The sequence below is a fragment of the Paenibacillus sp. FSL W7-1279 genome (genome assembly GCF_037969845.1).
In the GTDB taxonomy this organism is placed as follows: Bacteria; Bacillota; Bacilli; order Paenibacillales; family Paenibacillaceae; genus Paenibacillus_AQ.
In genome coordinates this window covers 4152581-4173844 of the sequence record NZ_CP150215.1, presented here as the reverse complement: position 1 = coordinate 4173844, position 21264 = coordinate 4152581, and the positions used below count along the sequence as shown (strand labels likewise).

Genomic DNA, 21264 nt, shown 5'->3' with positions numbered 1-21264 from the left:
ATACTAACCTAAAAAAGGCATGGATACATAATAGTATATAAAAAATTTCAATATAAGTCTATTACTTTTTTTGGATAAATTGTATGTTATACAAGCGACCGCGGCGCAACGATCAACCCAAGATAATGAAGGGAGAAACCTTGCATGATAACACTCAGGAAAATTACGTTGGAAAACCGACGTGCCATATTTAATCTGGAGGTCTCAGAAGATCAACGGCGCTTCGTAGCGTCCAATTTATCGAGCGTGGCTTCGTGTTATGTCCTTGCAACCAATGGGGGGCAGCCATTTCCATTTGCCATTTACGCGGATGAGCAGCCGGTTGGTTTTGTTATGATTACCTACAGAATCACCGGATATGAACTTCCGACAATCGCAGACGACAGCTATTGCATCCTGCGGCTGATGATTGACAAGCAATTCCAGAACAGAGGCTATGGTCGGGAAGCCATGAAAAAAATCTTGGGATTTGTCCGTACCTTTCCTGCGGGGCCTGCACATTACTGCTGGATTTCTTATAAGGCTGATAACGCAGCCGCCAAAAAGCTTTATGAAAGCTACGGCTTCCGTGACAACGGCGAAATCGAAAACGACGAGCTAATAACCGTTTTACGACTTTAATTCTCTGCTTCAACGGATCAACCCTTGAAAGCCGCATTTTATGCGGCTTTTTTGCAACTAGAAAATAGGGCTCAATGATGTTGGTTCTTTACTCCCCACTCACATAACTGTTCCAAAATGGGTAATAGAGTTTCCGCTTTATCTGTAAGACTGTACTCGACTTTTGGCGGAACTTGAGGATATTCTTTGCGTGTCACCAGACCATCCGCTTCCAGTTCTTTGAGCTGTGAGCTCAATGTTTTGTAAGTGATCGCTCCTATTTGTCTTTTCAGATCATTAAAGCGAACCGTTTGGTTTTCAGCCAAGAGGTACATAATCACCATTTTCCATTTGCCGCCAATAATCGAAATGGTATAACCAAAAGGTGTGTCTTGGACATTCTTAACTTTACCTTTAAATTCCTCCATACTCATACTGATACACTATCCTTTCGGGTAGTACCTATCATAAATGTGCGTACTACTTTTATATTTGTGCTCAGTCTATACTAACCTTACTTTGATGTAAAGGAGAGAAACAAATGACTAAAAAAACAATACGTCTGTTAATGCCACAATGGCAAGGAGGAAACAACCCGAACTACTCTTTTGGAGCCGAGCTGCTTGCTTGGCTGGCTCCGGACAATGATCAACCCCTTATCCGTGTACCTGTTCAAGCTTATGATGGAACTCCGCTCGAAAACGAGAACGGTATGAATGGAAGACAACAGCTGCTTGAACAGCTAAAGGCCGCTCATCATCTTATTGAGGCTCATCAGCCGGATCGCGTTATCATGTTTGGTGGTGATTGCCTAGTTGAACAAGCTCCATTTGCCTATTTAAACGAACGGTACGGTGGGGAATTAGGTTTGGTATGGATCGATGCTCACTCTGATTTGGTCAATTATGTCGGCTATGATAACGGGCACGCAGTACCTCTCGGGAATCTTTTGGGAGAAGGAGATGAGGAGTTCGCAAAACATGTGAAAACCCCGCTAAAACCTGAAAATGTCTTTATTGCGGGATTAGCGGCTCCTACAGAAGAAGAAGTTGCTGTAATTTCTGAAGCGTTTCAAAGATTAGGTGTTGCACCTACAGAACCGGACACGGAATTGATTCAAAGGCTTGGTATTCGAACGGCCGGAACGAAGGAGTTAGCGAGCAGCACTGATTCTATAAAAGAATGGATCAAAGAAAGCGGCATTAAACACCTGGCTATTCATCTTGATTTAGACGTGCTTGATCCAAAGGCTTTTCGTTCGGTATTATTCGCCAACCCGGAAGAACCCTTTAATTTATCTCCTAAGGGAACCATGCAATTGCCTCAACTACTGCGTTTGATTAAAGAACTATCAGAAGAAACCGATGTCGTTGGGTTAGGTATAACAGAGCATTTGCCGTGGGACTCCATCAACCTGAAGAAACTCCTTGGAGAAATACCCATTTTAAATAACTAAAGGCATCCATGAACTTATATAGAAAAATGAACTGAATAATCATAAAAATACACCCACGTATTTAGGGTGTATTTTTTAGGTGGTAGTAAGGGGGGGCAGTAAGTGAGGTGATTCAGATTGATTTCGTTTCAATGTAAGTATTTCCTTGGAGATATCAGTATAACAATATAAATATAATCATAAACATTAATTATTTATTGCAAAACGATAAATAAATTGCTAAAATCAATTTCATAATCATGAAGTGAGGTGCTTTTTTATGAAACGAGGGTCCACATTATTTTTAAGGATTGCTGTAATTCTTATTGGAATTCCAGTTCTAGCTCTGTGCATATTTGTGGTACCAGAGATAGCGGAATTTATTGCAGAATTGTATCCAGATCATACTTATTTGAGATATCTTGTTTTCATCGATTTGTATGCAACCGCGATACCGTTTTACTTTGCTTTGTATCAGGCGTATAAGCTTCTAGGCTATATTGACAAGAACAAAGCTTTCTCGGAATTATCCGTACGCGTTCTAAAGAATATAAAAAACTGTGCAACCATAATCAGCAGCTTGTTTGTGGTAGGCATGCCGCTCTTCTATCTGATAGCGGAGAAAGACGATGCCCCAGGCATCATAATCATCGGAATGGCACTGATTTTTGCGTCCATGGTGATTGCCGTTTTTGCTGCTGTTCTTCAAAAGCTTTTAAAAGAGGCAATTGATATAAAATCTGAGAATGATTTGACGGTCTGAGGTGATAACTATGGCGATTATTATCAATATTGATGTGATGCTGGCTAAACGAAAAATGAGCGTAACCGAGCTTTCGGAGAGGGTTGGAATAACCATGGCCAATCTGTCTATATTGAAAAACGGAAAGGCCAAAGCCATTAGGCTTTCAACGTTGGAAGCTATTTGCAAAGCGCTGGAATGCCAGCCTGGAGATATTTTAGAATACAAAAGTGACGAGAACACGCAAGAATCATAAAGCAGGGATCTAAAAAGTCGCCATTTCGGCGATTTTTTTGTGTTTCATAAGCAATCTTGATGATTGTCTGACGTGAAACAGAATCGAATCATAAATGGACGGTCAGGATTGTCGTGAAGCAGGTTATGCTCGTGTTTCCTAATACGTGGTAAAATGGTTGTCAAGAACCATAGAAGAGGGGTTGGAATTTTGATTCGGGGAGTCATATTAAGATCGTCATATAATGAAGGAGGAGAACATGATTTTACTATTAAGAACTATAATAATTGTACTATTCGTATCTTTAATCGGGTGTCAGCAAAATACGAGTTCAACAGAAAACCTCACTGCTGAATCAGATCTAGCAGGTTTTGTAGAGCCAGAACCATCGGATTGGGTAAAATATATAACGCCAGTCAGAGAGTACATGTATTATAGAACGCAAGCCGTGGTTAACAAGGATATACATATTTTATGGGACCATTACCCGGATCTTAAAGAGAATGTTGACCTCAAACTAGGAATCAATACAGAGAAAAATGAGGTTGAATCCTTAAATCAACATGTTCATTTGTTGGATGCCAATTACAACATTGAAGGTTATGAACGAATGAAAGTGAAAACGATAAGTGATCATGAAGTGGAAGTTCTCATTCATGCAAGTATAGTTTATATGAGCGATGATTTTGATGAGTCTGGAGGAGAGCATTTAATTAAGCTCTACTTAGAACATAAGAACAATCATTGGGCTGTGGTAAAAACGGATGAATATACTTTACCGGAATACAAAGAATGGATGAAGGAAAAGGAACAACTCTAATCTATTGCTAAGCTATCCTAAGCGAGCTGGAACGATAGCTGAATAATGCGTTGAAGGCAGCCGACCAGTATGACCGGCTGCCTTTTAAGGTTTGAAGCTTGCTTCGTTTTTGGGCCGATTAAACACTATGACAACCGTTAGTGTAGCAATGTTGAACCAGGTCGCTTGTTCGAGGTTAACCCGATGGTCAAGCACCGATATCTAGGTTGAGCTGAATATCTTCCACTAATCTCTTGTTATTCGCAAGCTGATGTTTTATATTGACATAAGAGTAGGTCAAAAATAAATGAGGTGACGAGACTAGATGACTCCACGCACGAAGGAACAAAACGAAGAGATCCGGCTGCGGCGTCTGGCGCAAATCCGGAAAGCCGCTGCCGATGTGTTTTTGGATAAAGGTCCTTTACTGGAAATCCGGGATGTGGCCGCGCAGGCGGGACTCGGCTATGGCACGGTATATCATTATTACAGCAATAAAGGCGATTTACTCCACGATCTGCTATGGGATGCGTTGGAGCGGGACGGTGGATGGCTGAAGGCTCCGCTAGATGCTGCGTTAGAAGCCTTGGTGAAGAATCCGTCGAAGGTCCCGCTTGCATCGGCTTCGGGGGAGGTGCCATCGGGCGGGCATTTCGGCTTGGCTGCTGCGCCGGACACCGGAAAGTCGGCTGCCGCGGATTCCCGTATGAGAAGCCGCGAAACGGCCGCTGCCGCTGAGCTTGGCCCCGTCGCGGTAGCCGGCGTCCGGCTGCTGCAGCTTTGGGCGGAGGACCATGCCCTGTACCTGCTGCATAAGCTGGCCGGTGAGAGCTTTGCCTCGCTGCCAGAAGCGCGCTCGGCCCCGCTCCTGGCCGCCTTTCGCCGGGAGGTGCTCACGCCTCTTGCCGAGCTGCTAGAAACCGGGCGCGCGGAGGACGGGGCTGCGGCTTCCGGCGGAAACGCGGCAGAGCCGCTGTATCGGCTACAGCGCGCGGAAATGCTGTTGGCCGCCTTGGTCGGCTGCGCCTCGCTTTCGCTTCGCCGCGGTAAGCTGCACGAAGAGGCCAAGGATATCGTCATGTTTTTAAAATTATAGTATAAGGAGTGAATAAACATAGATGATCATCTTAAAATCACCTAGGGAAATCGAGGAGATGAAGCCGGCGGGCCAAATCGTTGCGGACTGCTACCGTGAGGTTGCCAAACTGATCGAGCCTGGGATCACCACCCGCGAAATCAATGACTTTGTTGCCAGACACATCACCAAACTCGGCGGCAAGCAGTTTACGAAAGGGTATAACGGTTTCCCCGCAGAAACCTGCACTTCGGTTAACGATGTGGTGGCCCACGGCATTCCTTCGAATCGTGCGCTTATGGACGGCGATTTGTTGAAGCTCGACATCGTCGTGGAATACGGCGGTTGGTTCGGCGATTCATGCTGGTGCTATGCGGTGGGCAATATCCGGCCGGAAGCACAGAAATTAATGAAGGTGACAAAGGAATGCTTGGATCTGGGGATCTCCCGGGCAATCCCTGGAGGCCGGCTCGGCGACATTACGTCGGCGATTCAACAGCATGCGGAATCGAACGGGTACTCCCTCGTACGCGATCTGCTGGCGCACGGGATCGGGCGGAGCCTGCACGAGGAGCCGAACTACGAGCATATCGGCGTAGCTGGCAAAGGCATTCGATTAAAGGAAGGCATGGTGTTTACGATTGAACCGATGCTCAACGAAGGTACGTTCCGTATCACGATCGACGACGATCAGTGGACGGCGAGAACGGCTGACGGCAAGCTGTCGGCGCAATATGAGCATACAATCGCAATCATGTCGGACGGACCGCTGATATTAACGGCCCAGTAAGAATAGAGGCGAACGGACGGCAATGCGGATATAAGTCGCCAACCCGGTAAGCAAGATCACCCACACTCTAGACCTCAAACGTGACTCCGGGTGGTCTTCCGGACGCTTTCCCCAACCGATTAGTGAAGCTAAATGGGCTGTTAAGGAAATCATAGGCCGCACACCTTCTCCGATCATGACCTGTATAAGAGAGAAGCCATCGAGTACATAACTGTTTTTAAAACAATTGACTCTATATGATTTCCATGAATGAACCGAGCTGAGGAATGACAATATAAGTAAGTGGTATACAATTCAGTTTCCAAAGGAGGATATCTGTCATGGCTCACCAGAAGAGAAGGAAAGAAGCTGCCTGGAAGTCGCGAAAGCAAGAACAGCATCCCCATGGTAAAATCAAATCGCTTAAGGAATTGTCCAGCGAATAGGATGAAGAGTATACTGCTTGGAAGAGAGAAAGACTGTCGGCCTCTAATGCCGGCAGTCTTCTTTCTTGTATCATTCATTAGATATCTCGGTTTACTTACCTCTAATTATCACTTAATATATGGATAACAAGAGATAAGGGAAGGTGTTTAAAATGAATGCTAAAGAAGCAGCGTTATTACTTGGGGTTCATTACAAAACGATTCTTAACATGATAAATGATGGGCGCTTAGCCGCTTCGAAGAACGACTCTGGAGATTGGGTAATTAGCGAGAGCGATTTGGCTGCCCGTGAGCAGCGGATTGATGATAAGGAATTTGAGGCGATCTACACTCATATGGCCGTACAGATGATTGAAAAAGCTCATCATCGTGCGATAAACGCAGCAAAAGAAGAGCTGATTCACGTGGCACGTGCAATGATAAAGGTCAAAGACAATCGAAACGAGTTGAATCAGCAAGTAAAACGCCTTCAAAATGCATTAGATGCATATAAAGCAGCGGAAGCATTCACTCTCACTGTGGATTCAATCAAAAAACAAGCGGAAAGTGAAAATCACTAGTACTTGCTAAGTTAAGGTCATAGTCCAGTCAGTTGTTTTACACTTAATGTCTTAAAAGGGCAAAGGATGACCCTGGCGATTGCAGTTGAATTTCACTAATCACACATGCAAGCATGATTGATTCTTGTAGTAAGCTTTGCCGAATATCACCTAAATCAACGACCGTTGACCAACCGAGATCGTTAAGAAGAACCCTGACCTTATGGATAAAAATGGGGGGCGAAGTAATGCCTGTTCAACGAAATGAATGTCCCGTTGAGATCGTGTTTTCCATGTTAAGCGGGAGATGGAAAATTCCAATCTATCGATTTTTGTATAAAAACTCAATCCCCGTTCGGTATAGCGAATTGCTGCGACATTTACCATCCATTTCGAAAAAAATATTAACTGAACAGCTTCGTGAGCTTGAGCGTGATGGAATCATCGATAGAACATCGTATCCGGAGCCTCGGCCTAGAGTAGAATATACGCTGACACCGAAGGGTCGAACCATGATTGAACTTCTGGATTCGATGAGTGGGGGAAGAAGCACATCCTATCTGAATGTAAGATATCAGCCCCTAATTCGTTTGCCGTGGACAGGGCTGATGATCTCGTTGACGCGGGCGCGAAAAGGGCAGCAAAGGTGGGCGAAAAAATTGAGACTACCCTCCTGGATATCATATGCCTTCATGTCAACGATTGCTTGATTGTTCTGATAATGAAAATACATTATGACTTGACATTGGAGCTTACTCCGATGTTATTTTGAATTCATGGAAAAACTTTATTCTATACAAGAAGTTTCGCAGCTGCTTGGGATTCCAAAGGATACGCTTCGGTACTATGACCGGATAGGAATCGTATCACCGTCCCGTGAAGACAATCGGTACCGCAGGTATTCGAAGAACGACCTCATCGAATTGATGAATATCCAAATCATGCAGTATGCGGACTTCACGCTTGACGAGATGAAGGGAACGTTTGGATTCCACAGGAAGGAGAAGGTAGACCCTGCTTATTGCCGTGAGGTTGCTTCGTTCCTCGATGCCAAGAATGCAGAAACGCGCACGAAAATGGCCCATCTGGAAAAGGTCAGTCAGTTGCTTGACGTAGCAGCCGAAACGCTAAGGGACTTTAATCATGAAAGCGACCAACAACTGGCAGAAATCGTTCGCGAGCTTTACCGCTCTATTCACAAGAAGGAACCGGAAATATCTGAGGAGGGATGTCATGGGCATTAAGGTTAGGAATTTTTATTTTTTGACTGCCGGCCTTCTGGCGATACTGTTCGCCTTTACGCACGCATGGAACGGGCAATCCATTGTGCTGCCAGTGCTCCATGTGAGTGCGATAGCGATGGACACCCAAACAGTATTCATGTATGTATGGCACATCATCACGGCGGAAAATCTGATTTTCGGCTTTGTGTTCATTCTTATGTCATTCCAAAGTGAACGATCAAAGACCCACTTCGCCGCCTGGACCATCGTATCGCTTCTGATCGTCCGGCTGCTGGTCATTCTTGGTATAACGGCATTACAAGACATATCGGCGCTTATGGATACGTTAATCGATTCGATTGCGATCGTAATCTATCTCATCTTCATCATAATGGGCATAAGAAGAAAGCCGAAGGGGTTCGGAGGTCAGATGAGCGACTATTCATGAAAAGACTGTCCATTCATCGGGTGGAACAAGGGAAAAGGATAAGGGGGATACTACTTTTGTGAAATAGAAGGACTGTCGGTAATATTCCGGCAGTCTTTTTTATGATCTATCCGCCCTCGCAAGTTCCTAAAATTGTAAAATAATCTAGATATCATATTTAATTTGCTAAGTGTTTTGAAACCGCTATCATTCTATAATTTACTTGGAAAGGAGGTAAAAGGAAAAATACAAGGGAAATCGCATGCTAAGCACAGCCAAGAAAATCAACGCAAGGCACAATTCGACAATATGAGGAGGTAGATTATGTTTAAGTTTAGAAAGAAAATGATGACGGTTATTTTTGCAGCAACCATGAGTTTTGGTATGTTTGCGACAACCTCAAGTGCAGCGACCGACTACTGGCAAAATTGGACCGATGGGGGCGGAACCGTGAATGCTGTTAACGGCTCCGGCGGTAATTACAGCGTGACATGGCAAAATACCGGAAATTTCGTTGTCGGCAAAGGCTGGAATACCGGATCGCCTAACCGAACGATTAACTACAATGCCGGCGTCTGGTCACCGTCCGGCAATGGGTATTTGACACTCTACGGATGGACGAGAAACGCACTCATTGAGTACTACGTCGTAGATAGCTGGGGTACTTATCGACCTACCGGAACACATAAAGGGACAGTCACAAGTGATGGAGGCACATACGACATCTATACGACCATGCGATACAATGCACCTTCCATTGACGGAACACAAACGTTTGCCCAGTACTGGAGCGTTCGACAATCGAAAAGAGCTACGGGGGTCAACTCCTCCATCACTTTCAGCAACCACGTGAACGCATGGGCAAGTAAAGGAATGAATCTGGGGAGCAGCTGGTCTTATCAGGTGTTAGCAACAGAGGGTTATCAAAGCAGCGGAAGCTCTAACGTAACGGTATGGTAGCCAATCGCCATCCGTAAACTCAACTAACGGACACGGAGGGGAGCATCTCTTAGGAAAACGGAGTTCGGCTATCCGATTGACCGTTCCCTTCGTTTAGCCCTAAATCCGGATACGTTGCGGGTCGTTTTTCGCGGAGACGAACGGCCTTCGACGTAACGGGCAGGCAAGTTGCGGGCAACATGGGCTCTCATTTTTTTATTAGCTTAAAGGAGAAATTATCAATGAGAAAGCTAATAATGTTCCTTTTAATAGCAGCAATGGCTGTGATCAGCGCTTGTTCGCAAGATCAGCCTGAAAAGAAGGATGATTTGGTATTGGTGAAAGGCGGGACCTTTAAGAACAACCAGTCTAACTATGCTGATAAAAAAGAAGCCTTATCGAACTTTTACATCGGCAAATATGAGGTCACCCAAAAAGAGTGGGTGGAAGTAATGGGCAGTAATCCATCTGCATTCAAAGGCGATCATTTGCCGGTAGAAATGGTGAGCTGGTATGACGTTGTGGAGTATTGTAATCAAAGAAGTATCCAGGAGGGCTTGAATCCGTATTACAACATAGACAAGGTGAAAAAGGATGCGAATAATAAGAACGATAACGATGATATCAAATGGACCGTCACGATCAATGAGGGAGCTAACGGTTATCGGTTGCCTACAGAAGCGGAATGGGAATACGCTGCGGGCGGAGGTCAGAATAGCAAGGGTTACATGTATAGCGGAAGCAATAATGCCGATGAGGTCGCATGGTATTGGAAAAACGCCGGAGACAAATACCTATCTGGGGATTGGAACTGGCCTATCATAGAGAGCAATCAGAATCAAACAAAATCGATCGGTACCCAGAAACCCAACGAGTTAGGAATTTACGATATGTCTGGAAACGTAAGGGAATGGTGCTGGGACTGGCACGGCGAATTGGATAGTCCAAGCGGTTCCTTCCGGGTAGTGAAGGGCGGCGGTTGGATCGGCGACGTTACCAACAACGAGATATCCTTCCGAGGGAAGTTCGATCCCAATGGCTTTGGCCCCGATCAAGGTTTTCGTGTCGTTCGCGGAGAAATATGACATTATGTTGTCATGTTTCTTTTTTTATTCCGGACTTAGTTTGTGAAGTTGGTGTTTATCCGTGAGTCTTACCGCAAGGTGGCCGCTGATTTCCTGGCTTGATGCAAGCAAGTCATCACACTATTGACCAGGTGGTCGATGTGTAATACAATTTGGTCAAAATGATATTGACCAGGTGGTCAATCGGTGGGGTGGCGTACAAACCAATGGAGCCAGATAAAAAACAAACCATTTTGCAAGCAGCTTTAGTGGAGTTTTATCACAAGGGCTATGAAGGAGCTTCAACCAATCAAATTACCAAAGCAGCTGGCGTATCCAAGGGAATTTTGTTTCATTATTTTTCGGATAAAAGAACGTTGTATTTAACGGTGGTGGATGAATGCTTAAAGCATTACTACCATTCACTGACTTCGTCACCTATGGATCTCTCCGAGGATCTGTTTCAGGCGATAGAGCAATTATCTCAAAAAAAGATGGATGTATTTAAAAGTGACCCCATCAGGTTTGGATTTATGGCTAAAACATTTCTGATTATGCCGGAAGAGCTGAAAGCGGATCTTCTGCTCAAACAACAACAGATGAACAAGGATTCCATACACCTCCTGGCAAGCAGGATCGATCAGAGCCGTTTTAGGGAAGGAATCGATCCCAAGCAAGCAATCGAATTCGTATTGCTTTCCCTTGAATCTCTAATTACGAAGCAAATGACCAAACGGTACGACGAGAAATCTATAGGAGAACTCGAGGCAAGTGCGGCTTTAGACACGAAACCCTATTTGGACATATTAAGGTACGGCATTTATCGTAAGGAGGGAAAAGAGTGAAAATAAAGTTGCTCACCATCGGAACAAGGGGAGATGTACAGCCGTTCATTGCCCTTGCCCGAGGTCTCCAGAACAACGGACATGACGTGGTTATATGCACATCGCAGGATTTCGAAGGCTTCGTTCGAGGGCATGGTGTCGGTTTCGCGCCAATACAGGCAAATATTATGAAACTAGCCCAATCTGCAGAAGGGAAACGCATGCTGGGCAGCAATCCCTTCGAGATTATGAAGCAGATGAAAAAGCTTATATATCCTATGATGCAGCAAATGCTCGATGACCTGTGGACCGCTTCTCAAGATGCGGACTGCCTCATCTACCATCCCAAAGCATTCGCTGGATATGATATTGCCCAAAAGCTGAATATTCCCGTATTTGCAGCCCATCCAATTCCGATCATTGCACCGACAGGCGCTTTCACCAATCCCATTTTACCTTTCACCTTCAGGAATCGATGGTTAAATGAAAAAAGCTATCATCTCAACCGTTTCATGCTGTTATCCTTCAAAAAATTGTTGAATACATGGAGAAGAGATACGTTACATTTACCTCCACGAAGTCTATTCTCCGATGATCTGCACGTAAATGGACGCGATATTCCGGTGCTTTACGGTTGCAGTCCTTCGATTATTCCATTTGATCCGAAATGGAAGGATCGCGTCTGTATGGAGGGGGTTTGGTTTCTGGAAGATACCGATTGGGACCCACCAAGGGAGTTGGAGTCTTTTATCGCGTCAGGATCCCCGCTAATCGTTATCAGTTATAGCAGCATGCCTCTAAAGCATCCGGATCATGTGCTCGAGATGACTATGCAGGCTTTACGACAAACGGGGCAACGCGGCATCATTCTGGTTGGCTGGAGTGGAATGCAAGTATCCGGTAATGGGGCCGAGAACATCCTGTGTATACAGGAAGCACCGCATGCATGGCTGTTTCCGCGAGCTGCAGGCGTTATTCATCATGGTGGAGCAGGGACGACAGCGGCCGTTTTGAGAGCAGGTAAGCCGATGACCATATCCCCGTTCAATGCGGATCAACCCTTCTGGGCCAAGCGTATGTATGAGCTAGGTGTATCGACAAAGCCGATTCCTGAAAAATCAATGTCAGTAGCCAGTTTGGCTGAGCGAATAGCGGAGCTAACCAGTCATTCAACATTGACAGCCAATGTAATGGCACTGTCAGATAAAATTTCAGAGGAGAGAGGTGTTGATCGAACTGTAGAATTTATTGAGAGACGGCTACACCATCACTTTTGAGAGAATTCCTTTAACAAGGGATATGTGTCCAAAAGTTAAGGTGTTATTGGACAAGAAAATTCTTGATTGGGAACCCTGAGTTAGCCAATCAAGATATGATCTTCCGCATAACCAATTTTGGATGTGCGTTTTTTCTGAGCCAATGCGTAAGCCAGCGTTAAGGGCCCCAGACGACCGGCAAACATCGTTATCGTTACAATGACTTTCCCTACGGGGGACAATTCACTTGTCAATCCCATCGACAAACCGGTGGTGCTAAATGCTGATGTCGCTTCAAACAACACTTCCAAGAAGTGTTCTTCGAGCATACCTTCGGAGATGGTCAGCAACAGGGAAACGCCCAGCACGACCACCAAAGAACTCATGACAACCGCCAGGGCGCGCATGACGGTTTCTCCTGCTATTTTGCGTTTGAAGGCATGGATTTGACCGCCCCCGCGAAAGGTTTGGATCGTAGCTAGGATGAGTACAACAAGGGTATTGATCTTAATACCGCCGCCTGTTCCTCCGGAAGCAGCACCGATGAACATCAGAATAATAATGAAAAACTGAGAAGCCGCCAGCATGCTACCGATATCTATCGTGTTAAACCCCGAGCTTCGAGGCGTTATGCCTTGGAAAAAAGCAGCCAGCACTTGTTCGCTTTCGCTCAATTGGCCAAAGGTTGACGGATTCCAGCTCTCTAAAAAGTATATAAATAGAAAACCGAGCAGGGACAGCGTTCCTGTTCCGACTAGGACAACCTTGGAGTGAAGCGAAAGCTTCTTCCATGAACGTTTTTGGAATACATCCACAATGACGATATAGCCGAGGCCTCCAATGATAAATAGCAGGACAATCGTAATATTGACGATCGGATCGCCGACAAAGGGAGAAAGGCTGTCAGACCACAGGGCAAATCCGGCATTGTTGAATGCCGAAACGGAATGGAAAAGTGCGTAGTAGGCTGCCTGTCCCCACCCGACGTCCTGTTGCCAACGGAGCGTAAGGACAATCGTAGCCAAGGCTTCAAACGCGAATGCAATGAGTACCATATACATGGATAATTTAACCAAACCTTGTGCCGAGGTCGAATGCGTGGTTTGCTGAATAATCATTCGTTGCTTCAAGCCAATCCTTTTCCCCAGAACAATGGCAACCATAACGCCAAAGGTCATAAAGCCGAGCCCGCCAATTTGAATCAAGATCATGATAATGACTTGTCCAAAAGTTGAAAAAACACTACCGGTATCCAAGACAACGAGCCCGTTTACGCATATTGCTGAGGTGGCTGTAAATAAAGCATCCAGCAGACCAATTGACCTCCCGGTGGAGGAAGAGTAGGGCAGCGCGAGCAATGTGGTCCCGATTATTATTAAAGTGAAAAAGACAAGCATGACGAGTTGAGGGGGACTCATATTTTTTTTAAGCTTGTTGATAAACAACTCCATTGTGTCAGGAGCGGAATGTTGTGTATATCGATCTTTTGAATTCATAAATGTTCTTCTCACAAGTTCCACCCTCATTCTTTATTGATCGCCGGGTTTATCAAAGAATTTTCTGTTTTGGAAAAAAGACGACTCTACCACTTTTCCGTGACTTATTTTCAAATATTGGATCTCGTGGTCTGTTTTTATTTTCAGCAAGCCGGTGTCAAAATCGGTATTTAACTCTTTGAAAAATAGACCCTCGGCTATTGGATCGCCCCCGGATTCCTTACCGCCAAGCAGATAATGAGAACCCTCCCTGAACACAGTGACTCGAATTCCCCGTTCATGGGTGTCAGCCATTTGATCATCCATCCTTTGAACCGCTACAATGTGCAAATCCGTTTCGCCGATCTGGTTAAGGAGTTCGTTGACAAACGAACCACGCGTAATTTCTTGCCACCGCGTTTGACCGGATTGTCCGATGATTAGCTGGGTAATTTGATGATTCTTGGCGGTTTCCGCTATGATTTCCGAAGCTTTGCGATCTTCATTCGTTTTGACAATGAAGGTTGCCCCATACTCGTCGCATTTCATTTGCCACTCAGCCATATACCTTTCTTGTGCCTGATCTAACTCATCTTCACGCAAGGGTATAACGCTCAACACAAACAGGGGACACTGAAGAAGTCTGGCTAATTCGCCGCCTCGACGGATGAGACGTTCTCCGTTTGGACCGTAATACACGCATACCAGTATCTTTTCATTGTTAAGCAGAATAATCATTCCTTTCTTTTCTAAACACAACAGCTTTAACAAAAAAGGCCTGGAGGCAGAGAAAAATCTGCTTCTAGGCCTTGGCTGTACGGATCATGGACAAGTCAAAGTAGTAAGAGTGTTCTTTCCCAAGACGCTGACGAGGTTAGCTGTCGGATTCGGGATTGAGAGTTCCCGTTCCTTCTTATCCAGAAAGAATTCACCCCTAAAGCTTAGTCGCTTTGTTGGTTCCCCCGTTCCTCATAGAGGATTAAGCATTCATGCGTATGAAATTTATCGTAATAAATATTATGCTAAAACATGCTGAAAGTAAACAGTTAGCGATCAGTCAACAACATCATATCATTGGATTGCAGCAAAAATTATGCTTTACTATGGTATATACTACGCAAAGAAGTCTACGGGGTTTCATGGTCTGTCGTATCTGAAAGGGGAAAATAGGATGGCTAAAGGCAAATCGGAGCCGCTAAAATCATTAAAACAGTTTAACCTATCATCTTCACGACTGATCCTTCTTGGTTTCGCCGCACCGATTGTAATCGGCGCGATCTTGTTAGCCTTGCCCATATCATCGTCATCAGGTGAAGGTGTAGGTTGGTTAAACGCTTTGTTCACCTCAACATCTGCAGTGTGCGTAACCGGATTGGCCGTAGTGGATACAGGAACCGACTTTTCCCTTTTTGGTCAAATCATGATCATGTGCCTGATTCAAGTCGGCGGTCTTGGTTTCATGACCTTCGGAGTTTTGATCGCCGTTGTGCTTGGAAAGAAAATTGGACTGAAAAATCGACTGCTCCTCCAAGAATCCACTAACGCATTATCAACGCAAGGCGTAGTGAGGCTATCGCTAGGTATTTTTCTGATTGCGCTCATTATCGAGTTCGTCGGAGCAGCCTTGTTAATTGTTCGTTGGGAGGAGGAACTGGGCTTGGGGCAAGCTATTTATTATGGGGTGTTCCACTCCATCTCATCATTTAATAACGCTGGCTTCAGTCTTTGGTCAGACAGTTTGAGCCGGTATGTGGGAGACCCGCTGGTCAACATCGTCATCACCCTGCTTTTTATCATTGGTGGGCTTGGATTTACTGTTGTTCTGGACTTATGGAAGCATAGAAGGTGGAATAAGCTGTCCCTTCATTCAAGAATCGTTTTGTCGACTTCAGCATGTCTATGTTTAGCCGGGTTTATCGTAATTTTCATTATTGAGTTGTTCAACTCCCGTACGTTCGGCTCTTTGAGCTGGGGAGAGCGAGTATGGGCGGCTTATTTTCAAGGCGTGGTGACTCGTACGGCCGGGTTTAATACCATCGACATAGCCGCGATGATGACGACTTCTCAGTTTTTCATGATTTTCCTCATGTTTATCGGTGCTTCCTCCGGATCCACGGGAGGCGGGATCAAAACCAATACATTTGCCGTACTGTTATTCACATTGATTAGTATTATTAAGGGGAAGCAGGACGTGCAGTTGTTAAATCGACGCATCCCCCAATCGATTATCCTCCGATCCATAGCCGTCATGGTGATCTCAGTGAGCGTTGTGATTGTCGCTACATTCTTGTTAACCATAAGCGAGCATAGCTTGCAAAAGGACTTTATGGAAGTTCTGTTCGAAGTGACCTCAGCCTTCGGCACCGTTGGCCTATCGATGGGATTGACGCCTGAGCTGTCTCCTTTTGGTAAAGGAGTCATCATTTTGACCATGTACATCGGCAGACTCGGCCCCTTAACGCTGGCCTTCGCGCTGTCGCAAAGAGTAGTCAAACAAAAGTACCGGTTGCCTGAAGAGAAAGTGCTTATTGGTTAAGAGTGGTCGATCTGCAAATCGGGATACGAAAAAATAAGGTTCAGCTGGAGTCGTTTAATTCGATCTCCGGGGCTGAACCTTATACTCGTTTTATGTTCTGTTTTGCTTATACGGAGGGTTCTTACATATCTGCCCCGTCTTTTTCCTTCACGGGGCTGGCTAATCCAAACTTCTTAACCAAAGGTTTGATGGTTAACCCCTGAACGAGAAGTGAGAAAAGGACAACGCTAAAGGTGAGAACGAGTATATCATCGCGTCCGTCGAAGGTTGGGGGCAAGCTTAAGGCGAGAGCGATCGACAAGCTGCCCTTTAACCCTCCCCAATTCAAAACCACCTTCCATGAAGATGGGAAGGATTTCAGGAAGTACAAGCTTACGTAGACGGCCAATGTTCTTCCGAGTAGAACGATAAGAATGGCTGCTCCGATTAACGCCCACTTGTCCGCGAAGTTAATATGCTTGATTTCTAGACCGATCATTAAAAAAATCAATGAATTTGCGATTAACGTGATGACGTCCCAGAACGAATTAATATTCATCTTGGTTGTATCCGACATCCCGATGCGCGCTCCGTAACTGCCAAAAATCAAGCCGCCCACGACAACGGCAATGACGCCAGATACATGGAAATGTTCGGCAATAAAGAAACTTCCGAAGAACAGGAGCATAGAGAAAGCTATCTCCAGCGGATAATCATCATAGAAGCGAATGAGCTGTGAGAACAGATATCCTAACACGCCTCCAACAGCGATACCGCCAATACTAAACTTCAAAAAGAGCAATACACCGCTGCCTATTCCCGCCCAACCCATTTCCATGTACGTGAGCAAATAAACAGAGGAGATCTGAAATAACACAACGGCAATTCCGTCATTAAACAGCGACTCCCCTTCGATGATGGTTACAATTTTCTTCGGTACGCCTAATGATTTGAAGATGGAGATGACACTGATCGGGTCCGTGGCACTCATCAATGCTGCAAAGGTAAATGCAACAATCAAAGGCAATCCCATAAACCCATACATGGCTAGAGCTATAAGAAGGAAAGAGAGCAAGGTGCCGCCAAACGCGAGGGCAATCACCGGCTTTCCTTGTTTACGAAGATGCGAGAACGGAAGCTTTAATGTTGCATCTCCAAGAAGGATAGGAAGGAACAGGGAGATAATGATTGCCTGAAACACATTCGATTGGGTTATAAACGATTCGGCTTCATCCAACACAGGCACATGGATCAAACCAAGCAGCAGGCCTACAATAACAAGTGCAATAGAGTAGGGCTGATTCATTTTTTTGGCTATCGAGATAACACCCATCGATATCGCAAGCAAAATCAGCAACTGCACGAAAACCTCATTAAAATGATGCATACGGCACCCCTCATCAAAGGATTAAATCTCCATTTATTGTAACCTAAAGACTCCCTAACACCAAATATATTGACATATGGGGATTTAGGGAGTACTTTTATGAATATAAAATAAAATTATTCACAGGATCACAAACGGCCTGATTAAGGATGTGATATGCAACATGCCCAAAAAATTCTCGGATGAAGAACGTGAATGGATACGCCAAAAACTGCTGACGGAGGCACGCCATCATTTCGAAACGGCGGGCCTTCGCAAAACGAGTGTTGAAGATCTGACAAAGGCCGCCGGCATTGCCCAAGGCTCGTTCTACATGTTTTTCGGATCGAAAGAGGAATTATATTATGAACTGATTCTGGAGGAGGAGCAGCGAATTCGCAATGCCGTTCTTGATTTATTCCCTCCTGAAGAGGTTTGCAGTAAGGAAAGCATTAAACGGTTTCTCTTATATTCACTGAGGATGATGGACGAGAGCCCAATGCTTCGCCAGATGATGGATCGCGGGGAGATGGAGTTGTTGTTCAGGAAATTGCCGAAAGACTTGCTGGAGCGTAACTTTACGGAGGATCAAGACGCGCTCTTGCCTGTGATTACGGCTTGGCAGAAGGCTGGCATTTTACCTGGTACGGCACCCGAATCCATCGTGGGCATGATCAGATCCTTGGCACTGCTTACGCTGCACCAAAAAGAGATTGGAGAGGAGCAATTTACATCTACGATCGAATTGCTAGTCGAGTTATTATCTGCCGGCATGCTTGCGGTGTCTAATGCGCTGAAGGGAGATGGAGCGTTGTGATCGAAGTAAGAGGGCTTCATTACACGTATCCGAATCGAAAAGAGCCCACCCTGCATGGGCTTGATTTTGTCATCCCGCCTGGCGAAATCTTTGGCTTTCTCGGCCCGTCCGGCGCTGGTAAAAGCACGACGCAAAAACTGCTGATCGGTGTTCTGAAAGGTTATCAAGGAAGTATAAAAGTCATGGGCAACGAAATCAGGGATACTGGTCCCGATTATTATGAGCGAATTGGAGTAGCTTTTGAATTCCCGAACTTCTACAGTAAATTTTCGGTTCTTGACAATTTAAAGCTCTTTCGTTCCCTTTACAAGGGGGAGACGGAGGATCCCATGAAATTGCTGGAACAAGTCGATCTAACAGATGCCGCAAATATGAAGGTTTCCCAGCTATCCAAGGGCATGAAGATGAGGTTGAATTTCTGTCGGGCGTTACAGCATGATCCAGAAATCCTATTTCTGGATGAACCTACTTCCGGATTAGACCCGGTCAATGCCCACCGAATGAAGGAATTGATACTTGCTAAAAAGGCTGCCGGCAAGACGGTTCTAATAACAACGCATAATATGCAAGCGGCAGAAGAACTTTGCGATCGGGTAGCCTTTATCGTCGACGGTGAAATCAAATTAATCGATTCACCCAGAGAGTTGAAACTTCGTAAGGGAAGAAAGGAGGTCCGAGTCGAATACAGTAGGGATGGCGAATTAAAGGGAGCGGTATTTTCTCTGGATGGCATCGGTGAGAATAACCAATTTCTTAAGCTGATACAGGATTATCCCCTCGATACCATTCATTCGCAAGAGGCGTCGCTCGAACAAATTTTTATTGAGGTAACCGGGAGGCAGCTTGTATGAAGGGCCTAAGCTTATTTGTATTCGATCTGCGTTTCCAGTGGCGCCACGGATTCTATTGGGTTTATATGTTTGTCTGTACCTGTTATTGGATTTTGCTCCGATTCGTACCCGAGGCCTACCAGGAGACAACAGCGATTGTGTTGACATTCAGCGATCCCGCAGCCCTTGGGCTTATCATGGCAGGCGGTATGGTCCTGCTGGAGAGGGACCAGGGCGTCCACGATCCGTTGTTTGTAGCGCCGGTACACATTCGGGAATATTTGCTGGCGAAGGCTGCGTCCCTGTCGGTGTTATCCCTTGCGGCAGGCTGGGTGATTCATATGGCGACCGGCAGCCTCCCGGAATATCCGCTTGCTTTTTCTGCCGGTATTGTATTAACATCAACCTTCATGACCTTGCTGTCGATTGGCGTGGCGGCACGCCAACGGACAATTAACGGTTTTATTCTGATGGTGCAGGTCTACGCGCTGCCATTCATCCTTCCATTGTTAAGTTTTCTTCAATTGTGGCATGAAGACCTGTTTCTCGTCCTTCCAACCGAAGGAACTCTCCGGTTACTTGTGTCTCCCAGTGACGGCTTATCTATTGGCAGCGTTCTATATTCCGTATGTATTCTGTTGATTTGGAACTTTGCGGCTTACATCTGGGCGCAGCGATCCTATACTCGACATGTGTTGATGCGCGTAGGTGAAGGAGGGGGCATTAATGGAGAGATATAAAGCCCTCATGATCATGGATCTACGGCATGCGTGGAAGGATCCCGTTCTGATGGCAGCTATGTTCGGTCCGCTGCTGCTTTTGTTTCTATCGAGGTTTGGATTCCCGGTTGCCGTTAATTGGCTCGATGTAAACTATTCGTTTCATTTGGAGCCGTATCGCGGCTTTGCGGCATCGTTATTAATTGTTACGATCCCCATGCTGACAGGAATGCTCACCGGTCTCCTTATTCTCGATGAACGCGACGAGAATGTGATTGCATATTATGCGGTTACCCCACTAATGCGTAAAGGTTATTTGCTATATAGAGTGACGCTTCCTTTTCTGTTATGCACCGTATTATCCATTCTATATCTGTCCTTTTCGACTTTATCGGATATTCACTGGGCTAAATTGGGTGTTTTGCTGTTGCTGGCATCGGAAGCTCCAATATTCTCGTTGTTCCTTGCCGCTTTCTCAGCGAACAAGGTAGAAGGATTAGCCTTATCTAAAATAGGAGGGCTGTTCATAGCCGGACCTGTGGTGGCCAACTTCGTTCCAGGAGCTTGGCAGGTGTTAGGCGCTTGGCTCCCAACGTATTGGCCTGCAAAAGTGCCCTATCTGATCACGCAGAATGAACCTATGTTGGCAATCGTTTTCTTTTCGGTCGGATTGCTGTTACATGCCGCCTACTTATATTTTATGGTATCTGTGTTTAACAATAGACAATCTTAAAGGGGCGACCAAAGTATAGGTTCATGTGACATCTGAGCATAAAGCAGCCGATCTGAATGATCGGCTGCTTTTGCTATGGTCTAACAATCGGTTATACCATTCAGCCCCCGAAGTAAACGTTACGTTTTTGATGGGTACATCGAAAGTTAGATTGTTAAATGTTCAATGTCAGCATAAGGCAGAAGCAGACTATGGCTAATAAATGGTATTGCATATTGAAGTTGACTCGTTTATCATGGATATTATACATCCATAATAATAGCGATCTTAAGAAGAAGAGCTAGGAAGAGGGGAGGGGACATGCTGTTCTCCAGAAGTACAGCAGGCTCAGGAACATTCGGGAAGTGAGCGTATACTAAACAATAAGGGATACATGTTTTGCATCATAATTATGGATAATGTAGATCCATTAATGAAAAAAACCAATGAATCAACC

At 45.3% G+C, this 21264-nt stretch carries 24 protein-coding genes and 1 riboswitch; of the genes, 20 read left to right on the top strand and 4 right to left on the bottom strand.

The features are described 5' to 3' along the window. Positions 1–144: 144 nt before the first annotated feature. The gene (locus tag MKY82_RS18495; protein WP_339294053.1) at positions 145–621 is read left to right on the top strand and encodes a GNAT family N-acetyltransferase; all 477 of its coding nucleotides are present in this window, start codon (positions 145–147) and stop codon (positions 619–621) included. A gap of 71 nt (positions 622–692) precedes the next feature. Here MKY82_RS18495 and MKY82_RS18490 read toward each other — a convergent pair whose 3' ends face one another. Further along, positions 693–1034: a helix-turn-helix domain-containing protein gene (locus MKY82_RS18490; RefSeq protein ID WP_071220787.1), complete on the bottom strand. Its 342-nt coding sequence runs from the start codon at positions 1032–1034 to the stop codon at positions 693–695. 107 nt (positions 1035–1141) lie between these two features. Between MKY82_RS18490 and MKY82_RS18485 the strand changes: the two genes are divergently transcribed. From MKY82_RS18485 to MKY82_RS18420, 14 genes are all read left to right on the top strand, one after another. Further along, the gene (locus MKY82_RS18485; protein WP_339294052.1) at positions 1142–2056 is read left to right on the top strand and encodes an arginase family protein; all 915 of its coding nucleotides are present in this window, start codon (positions 1142–1144) and stop codon (positions 2054–2056) included. Between the two features lie 259 nt (positions 2057–2315). Further along, the gene (locus MKY82_RS18480; protein WP_194543076.1) at positions 2316–2798 is read left to right on the top strand and encodes a DUF2975 domain-containing protein; all 483 of its coding nucleotides are present in this window, start codon (positions 2316–2318) and stop codon (positions 2796–2798) included. Positions 2799–2808: 10 nt separating this feature from the next. Next, on the top strand, positions 2809–3033 hold the full coding sequence (locus MKY82_RS18475) for a helix-turn-helix transcriptional regulator (protein WP_071220789.1): 225 nt from the start codon (positions 2809–2811) through the stop codon (positions 3031–3033). 238 nt (positions 3034–3271) lie between these two features. Further along, positions 3272–3832 (top strand): hypothetical protein, encoded by a 561-nt coding sequence (locus MKY82_RS18470; protein WP_339294051.1) that lies wholly within the window; start codon positions 3272–3274, stop codon positions 3830–3832. A 304-nt stretch (positions 3833–4136) separates the two neighbouring features. After that, on the top strand, positions 4137–4907 hold the full coding sequence (locus tag MKY82_RS18465; RefSeq protein WP_339294050.1) for a helix-turn-helix domain-containing protein: 771 nt from the start codon (positions 4137–4139) through the stop codon (positions 4905–4907). A 22-nt stretch (positions 4908–4929) separates the two neighbouring features. Continuing rightward, complete coding sequence (gene map / locus MKY82_RS18460; protein WP_339294049.1) at positions 4930–5676, top strand: type I methionyl aminopeptidase; 747 nt, start codon at positions 4930–4932, stop codon at positions 5674–5676. 320 nt (positions 5677–5996) lie between these two features. Further along, on the top strand, positions 5997–6101 hold the full coding sequence (locus MKY82_RS18455; protein WP_015735743.1) for a DUF6254 family protein: 105 nt from the start codon (positions 5997–5999) through the stop codon (positions 6099–6101). Positions 6102–6253: 152 nt separating this feature from the next. After that, on the top strand, positions 6254–6661 hold the full coding sequence (locus MKY82_RS18450; protein WP_220684968.1) for a helix-turn-helix domain-containing protein: 408 nt from the start codon (positions 6254–6256) through the stop codon (positions 6659–6661). 755 nt (positions 6662–7416) lie between these two features. Further along, on the top strand, positions 7417–7884 hold the full coding sequence (locus MKY82_RS18445) for a MerR family transcriptional regulator (RefSeq protein ID WP_339294048.1): 468 nt from the start codon (positions 7417–7419) through the stop codon (positions 7882–7884). After that, a complete protein-coding gene (locus MKY82_RS18440) occupies positions 7874–8311 on the top strand; it encodes a hypothetical protein (protein WP_339294047.1) in 438 nt (145 codons plus the stop codon). The genes MKY82_RS18445 and MKY82_RS18440 overlap by 11 nt, the downstream gene beginning before the upstream one ends. Positions 8312–8614: 303 nt before the next feature. Continuing rightward, positions 8615–9250 carry a glycoside hydrolase family 11 protein gene (locus MKY82_RS18435; protein ID WP_220684972.1) on the top strand — a complete coding sequence of 212 codons (636 nt, stop codon included), beginning with the start codon at positions 8615–8617 and terminating at the stop codon, positions 9248–9250. A gap of 221 nt (positions 9251–9471) precedes the next feature. Beyond that, positions 9472–10314, top strand: a complete 843-nt coding sequence (locus MKY82_RS18430; protein WP_194543066.1) for an SUMF1/EgtB/PvdO family nonheme iron enzyme — start codon at positions 9472–9474, stop codon at positions 10312–10314. A gap of 161 nt (positions 10315–10475) precedes the next feature. Then, positions 10476–11138 (top strand): TetR/AcrR family transcriptional regulator, encoded by a 663-nt coding sequence (locus tag MKY82_RS18425; protein ID WP_339296696.1) that lies wholly within the window; start codon positions 10476–10478, stop codon positions 11136–11138. Next, positions 11135–12394, top strand: coding sequence for a glycosyltransferase (locus tag MKY82_RS18420; RefSeq protein WP_339294046.1), 1260 nt, complete (start codon positions 11135–11137; stop codon positions 12392–12394). The genes MKY82_RS18425 and MKY82_RS18420 overlap by 4 nt, the downstream gene beginning before the upstream one ends. An 80-nt stretch (positions 12395–12474) precedes the next feature. On the opposite strand, the gene MKY82_RS18415 is transcribed toward MKY82_RS18420, so the two are convergent. Then, on the bottom strand, positions 12475–13770 hold the full coding sequence (locus tag MKY82_RS18415; RefSeq protein WP_336245463.1) for a TrkH family potassium uptake protein: 1296 nt from the start codon (positions 13768–13770) through the stop codon (positions 12475–12477). 132 nt (positions 13771–13902) lie between these two features. Further along, positions 13903–14586, bottom strand: coding sequence for a universal stress protein (locus tag MKY82_RS18410; protein WP_194544833.1), 684 nt, complete (start codon positions 14584–14586; stop codon positions 13903–13905). Positions 14587–14696: 110 nt separating this feature from the next. Beyond that, a riboswitch (cyclic di-AMP (ydaO/yuaA leader) is annotated at positions 14697–14844 on the bottom strand. 175 nt (positions 14845–15019) lie between these two features. On the opposite strand from MKY82_RS18410, the gene MKY82_RS18405 reads away from it, so the two are divergent. Then, a complete protein-coding gene (locus tag MKY82_RS18405) occupies positions 15020–16384 on the top strand; it encodes a TrkH family potassium uptake protein (RefSeq protein WP_194543062.1) in 1365 nt (454 codons plus the stop codon). A 121-nt stretch (positions 16385–16505) separates the two neighbouring features. On the opposite strand, the gene MKY82_RS18400 is transcribed toward MKY82_RS18405, so the two are convergent. After that, entirely contained in the window at positions 16506–17750 is a 1245-nt protein-coding gene (locus MKY82_RS18400; protein ID WP_194543061.1) for a sodium:proton antiporter, read from the bottom strand. 163 nt (positions 17751–17913) lie between these two features. On the opposite strand from MKY82_RS18400, the gene MKY82_RS18395 reads away from it, so the two are divergent. From MKY82_RS18395 to MKY82_RS18380, 4 genes are read left to right on the top strand one after another with little or no spacing between them, the layout of a single operon-like run. Beyond that, positions 17914–18546, top strand: a complete 633-nt coding sequence (locus tag MKY82_RS18395; protein ID WP_194543060.1) for a TetR/AcrR family transcriptional regulator — start codon at positions 17914–17916, stop codon at positions 18544–18546. After that, entirely contained in the window at positions 18543–19397 is an 855-nt protein-coding gene (locus tag MKY82_RS18390) for an ABC transporter ATP-binding protein (protein WP_220684977.1), read from the top strand. The genes MKY82_RS18395 and MKY82_RS18390 overlap by 4 nt, the downstream gene beginning before the upstream one ends. Beyond that, on the top strand, positions 19394–20116 hold the full coding sequence (locus tag MKY82_RS18385) for an ABC transporter permease (RefSeq protein ID WP_220684978.1): 723 nt from the start codon (positions 19394–19396) through the stop codon (positions 20114–20116). Before MKY82_RS18390 ends, MKY82_RS18385 begins: the two co-directional genes overlap by 4 nt. Further along, a complete protein-coding gene (locus MKY82_RS18380) occupies positions 20103–20828 on the top strand; it encodes a hypothetical protein (RefSeq protein ID WP_194543057.1) in 726 nt (241 codons plus the stop codon). Before MKY82_RS18385 ends, MKY82_RS18380 begins: the two co-directional genes overlap by 14 nt. Positions 20829–21264: the final 436 nt, after the last annotated feature.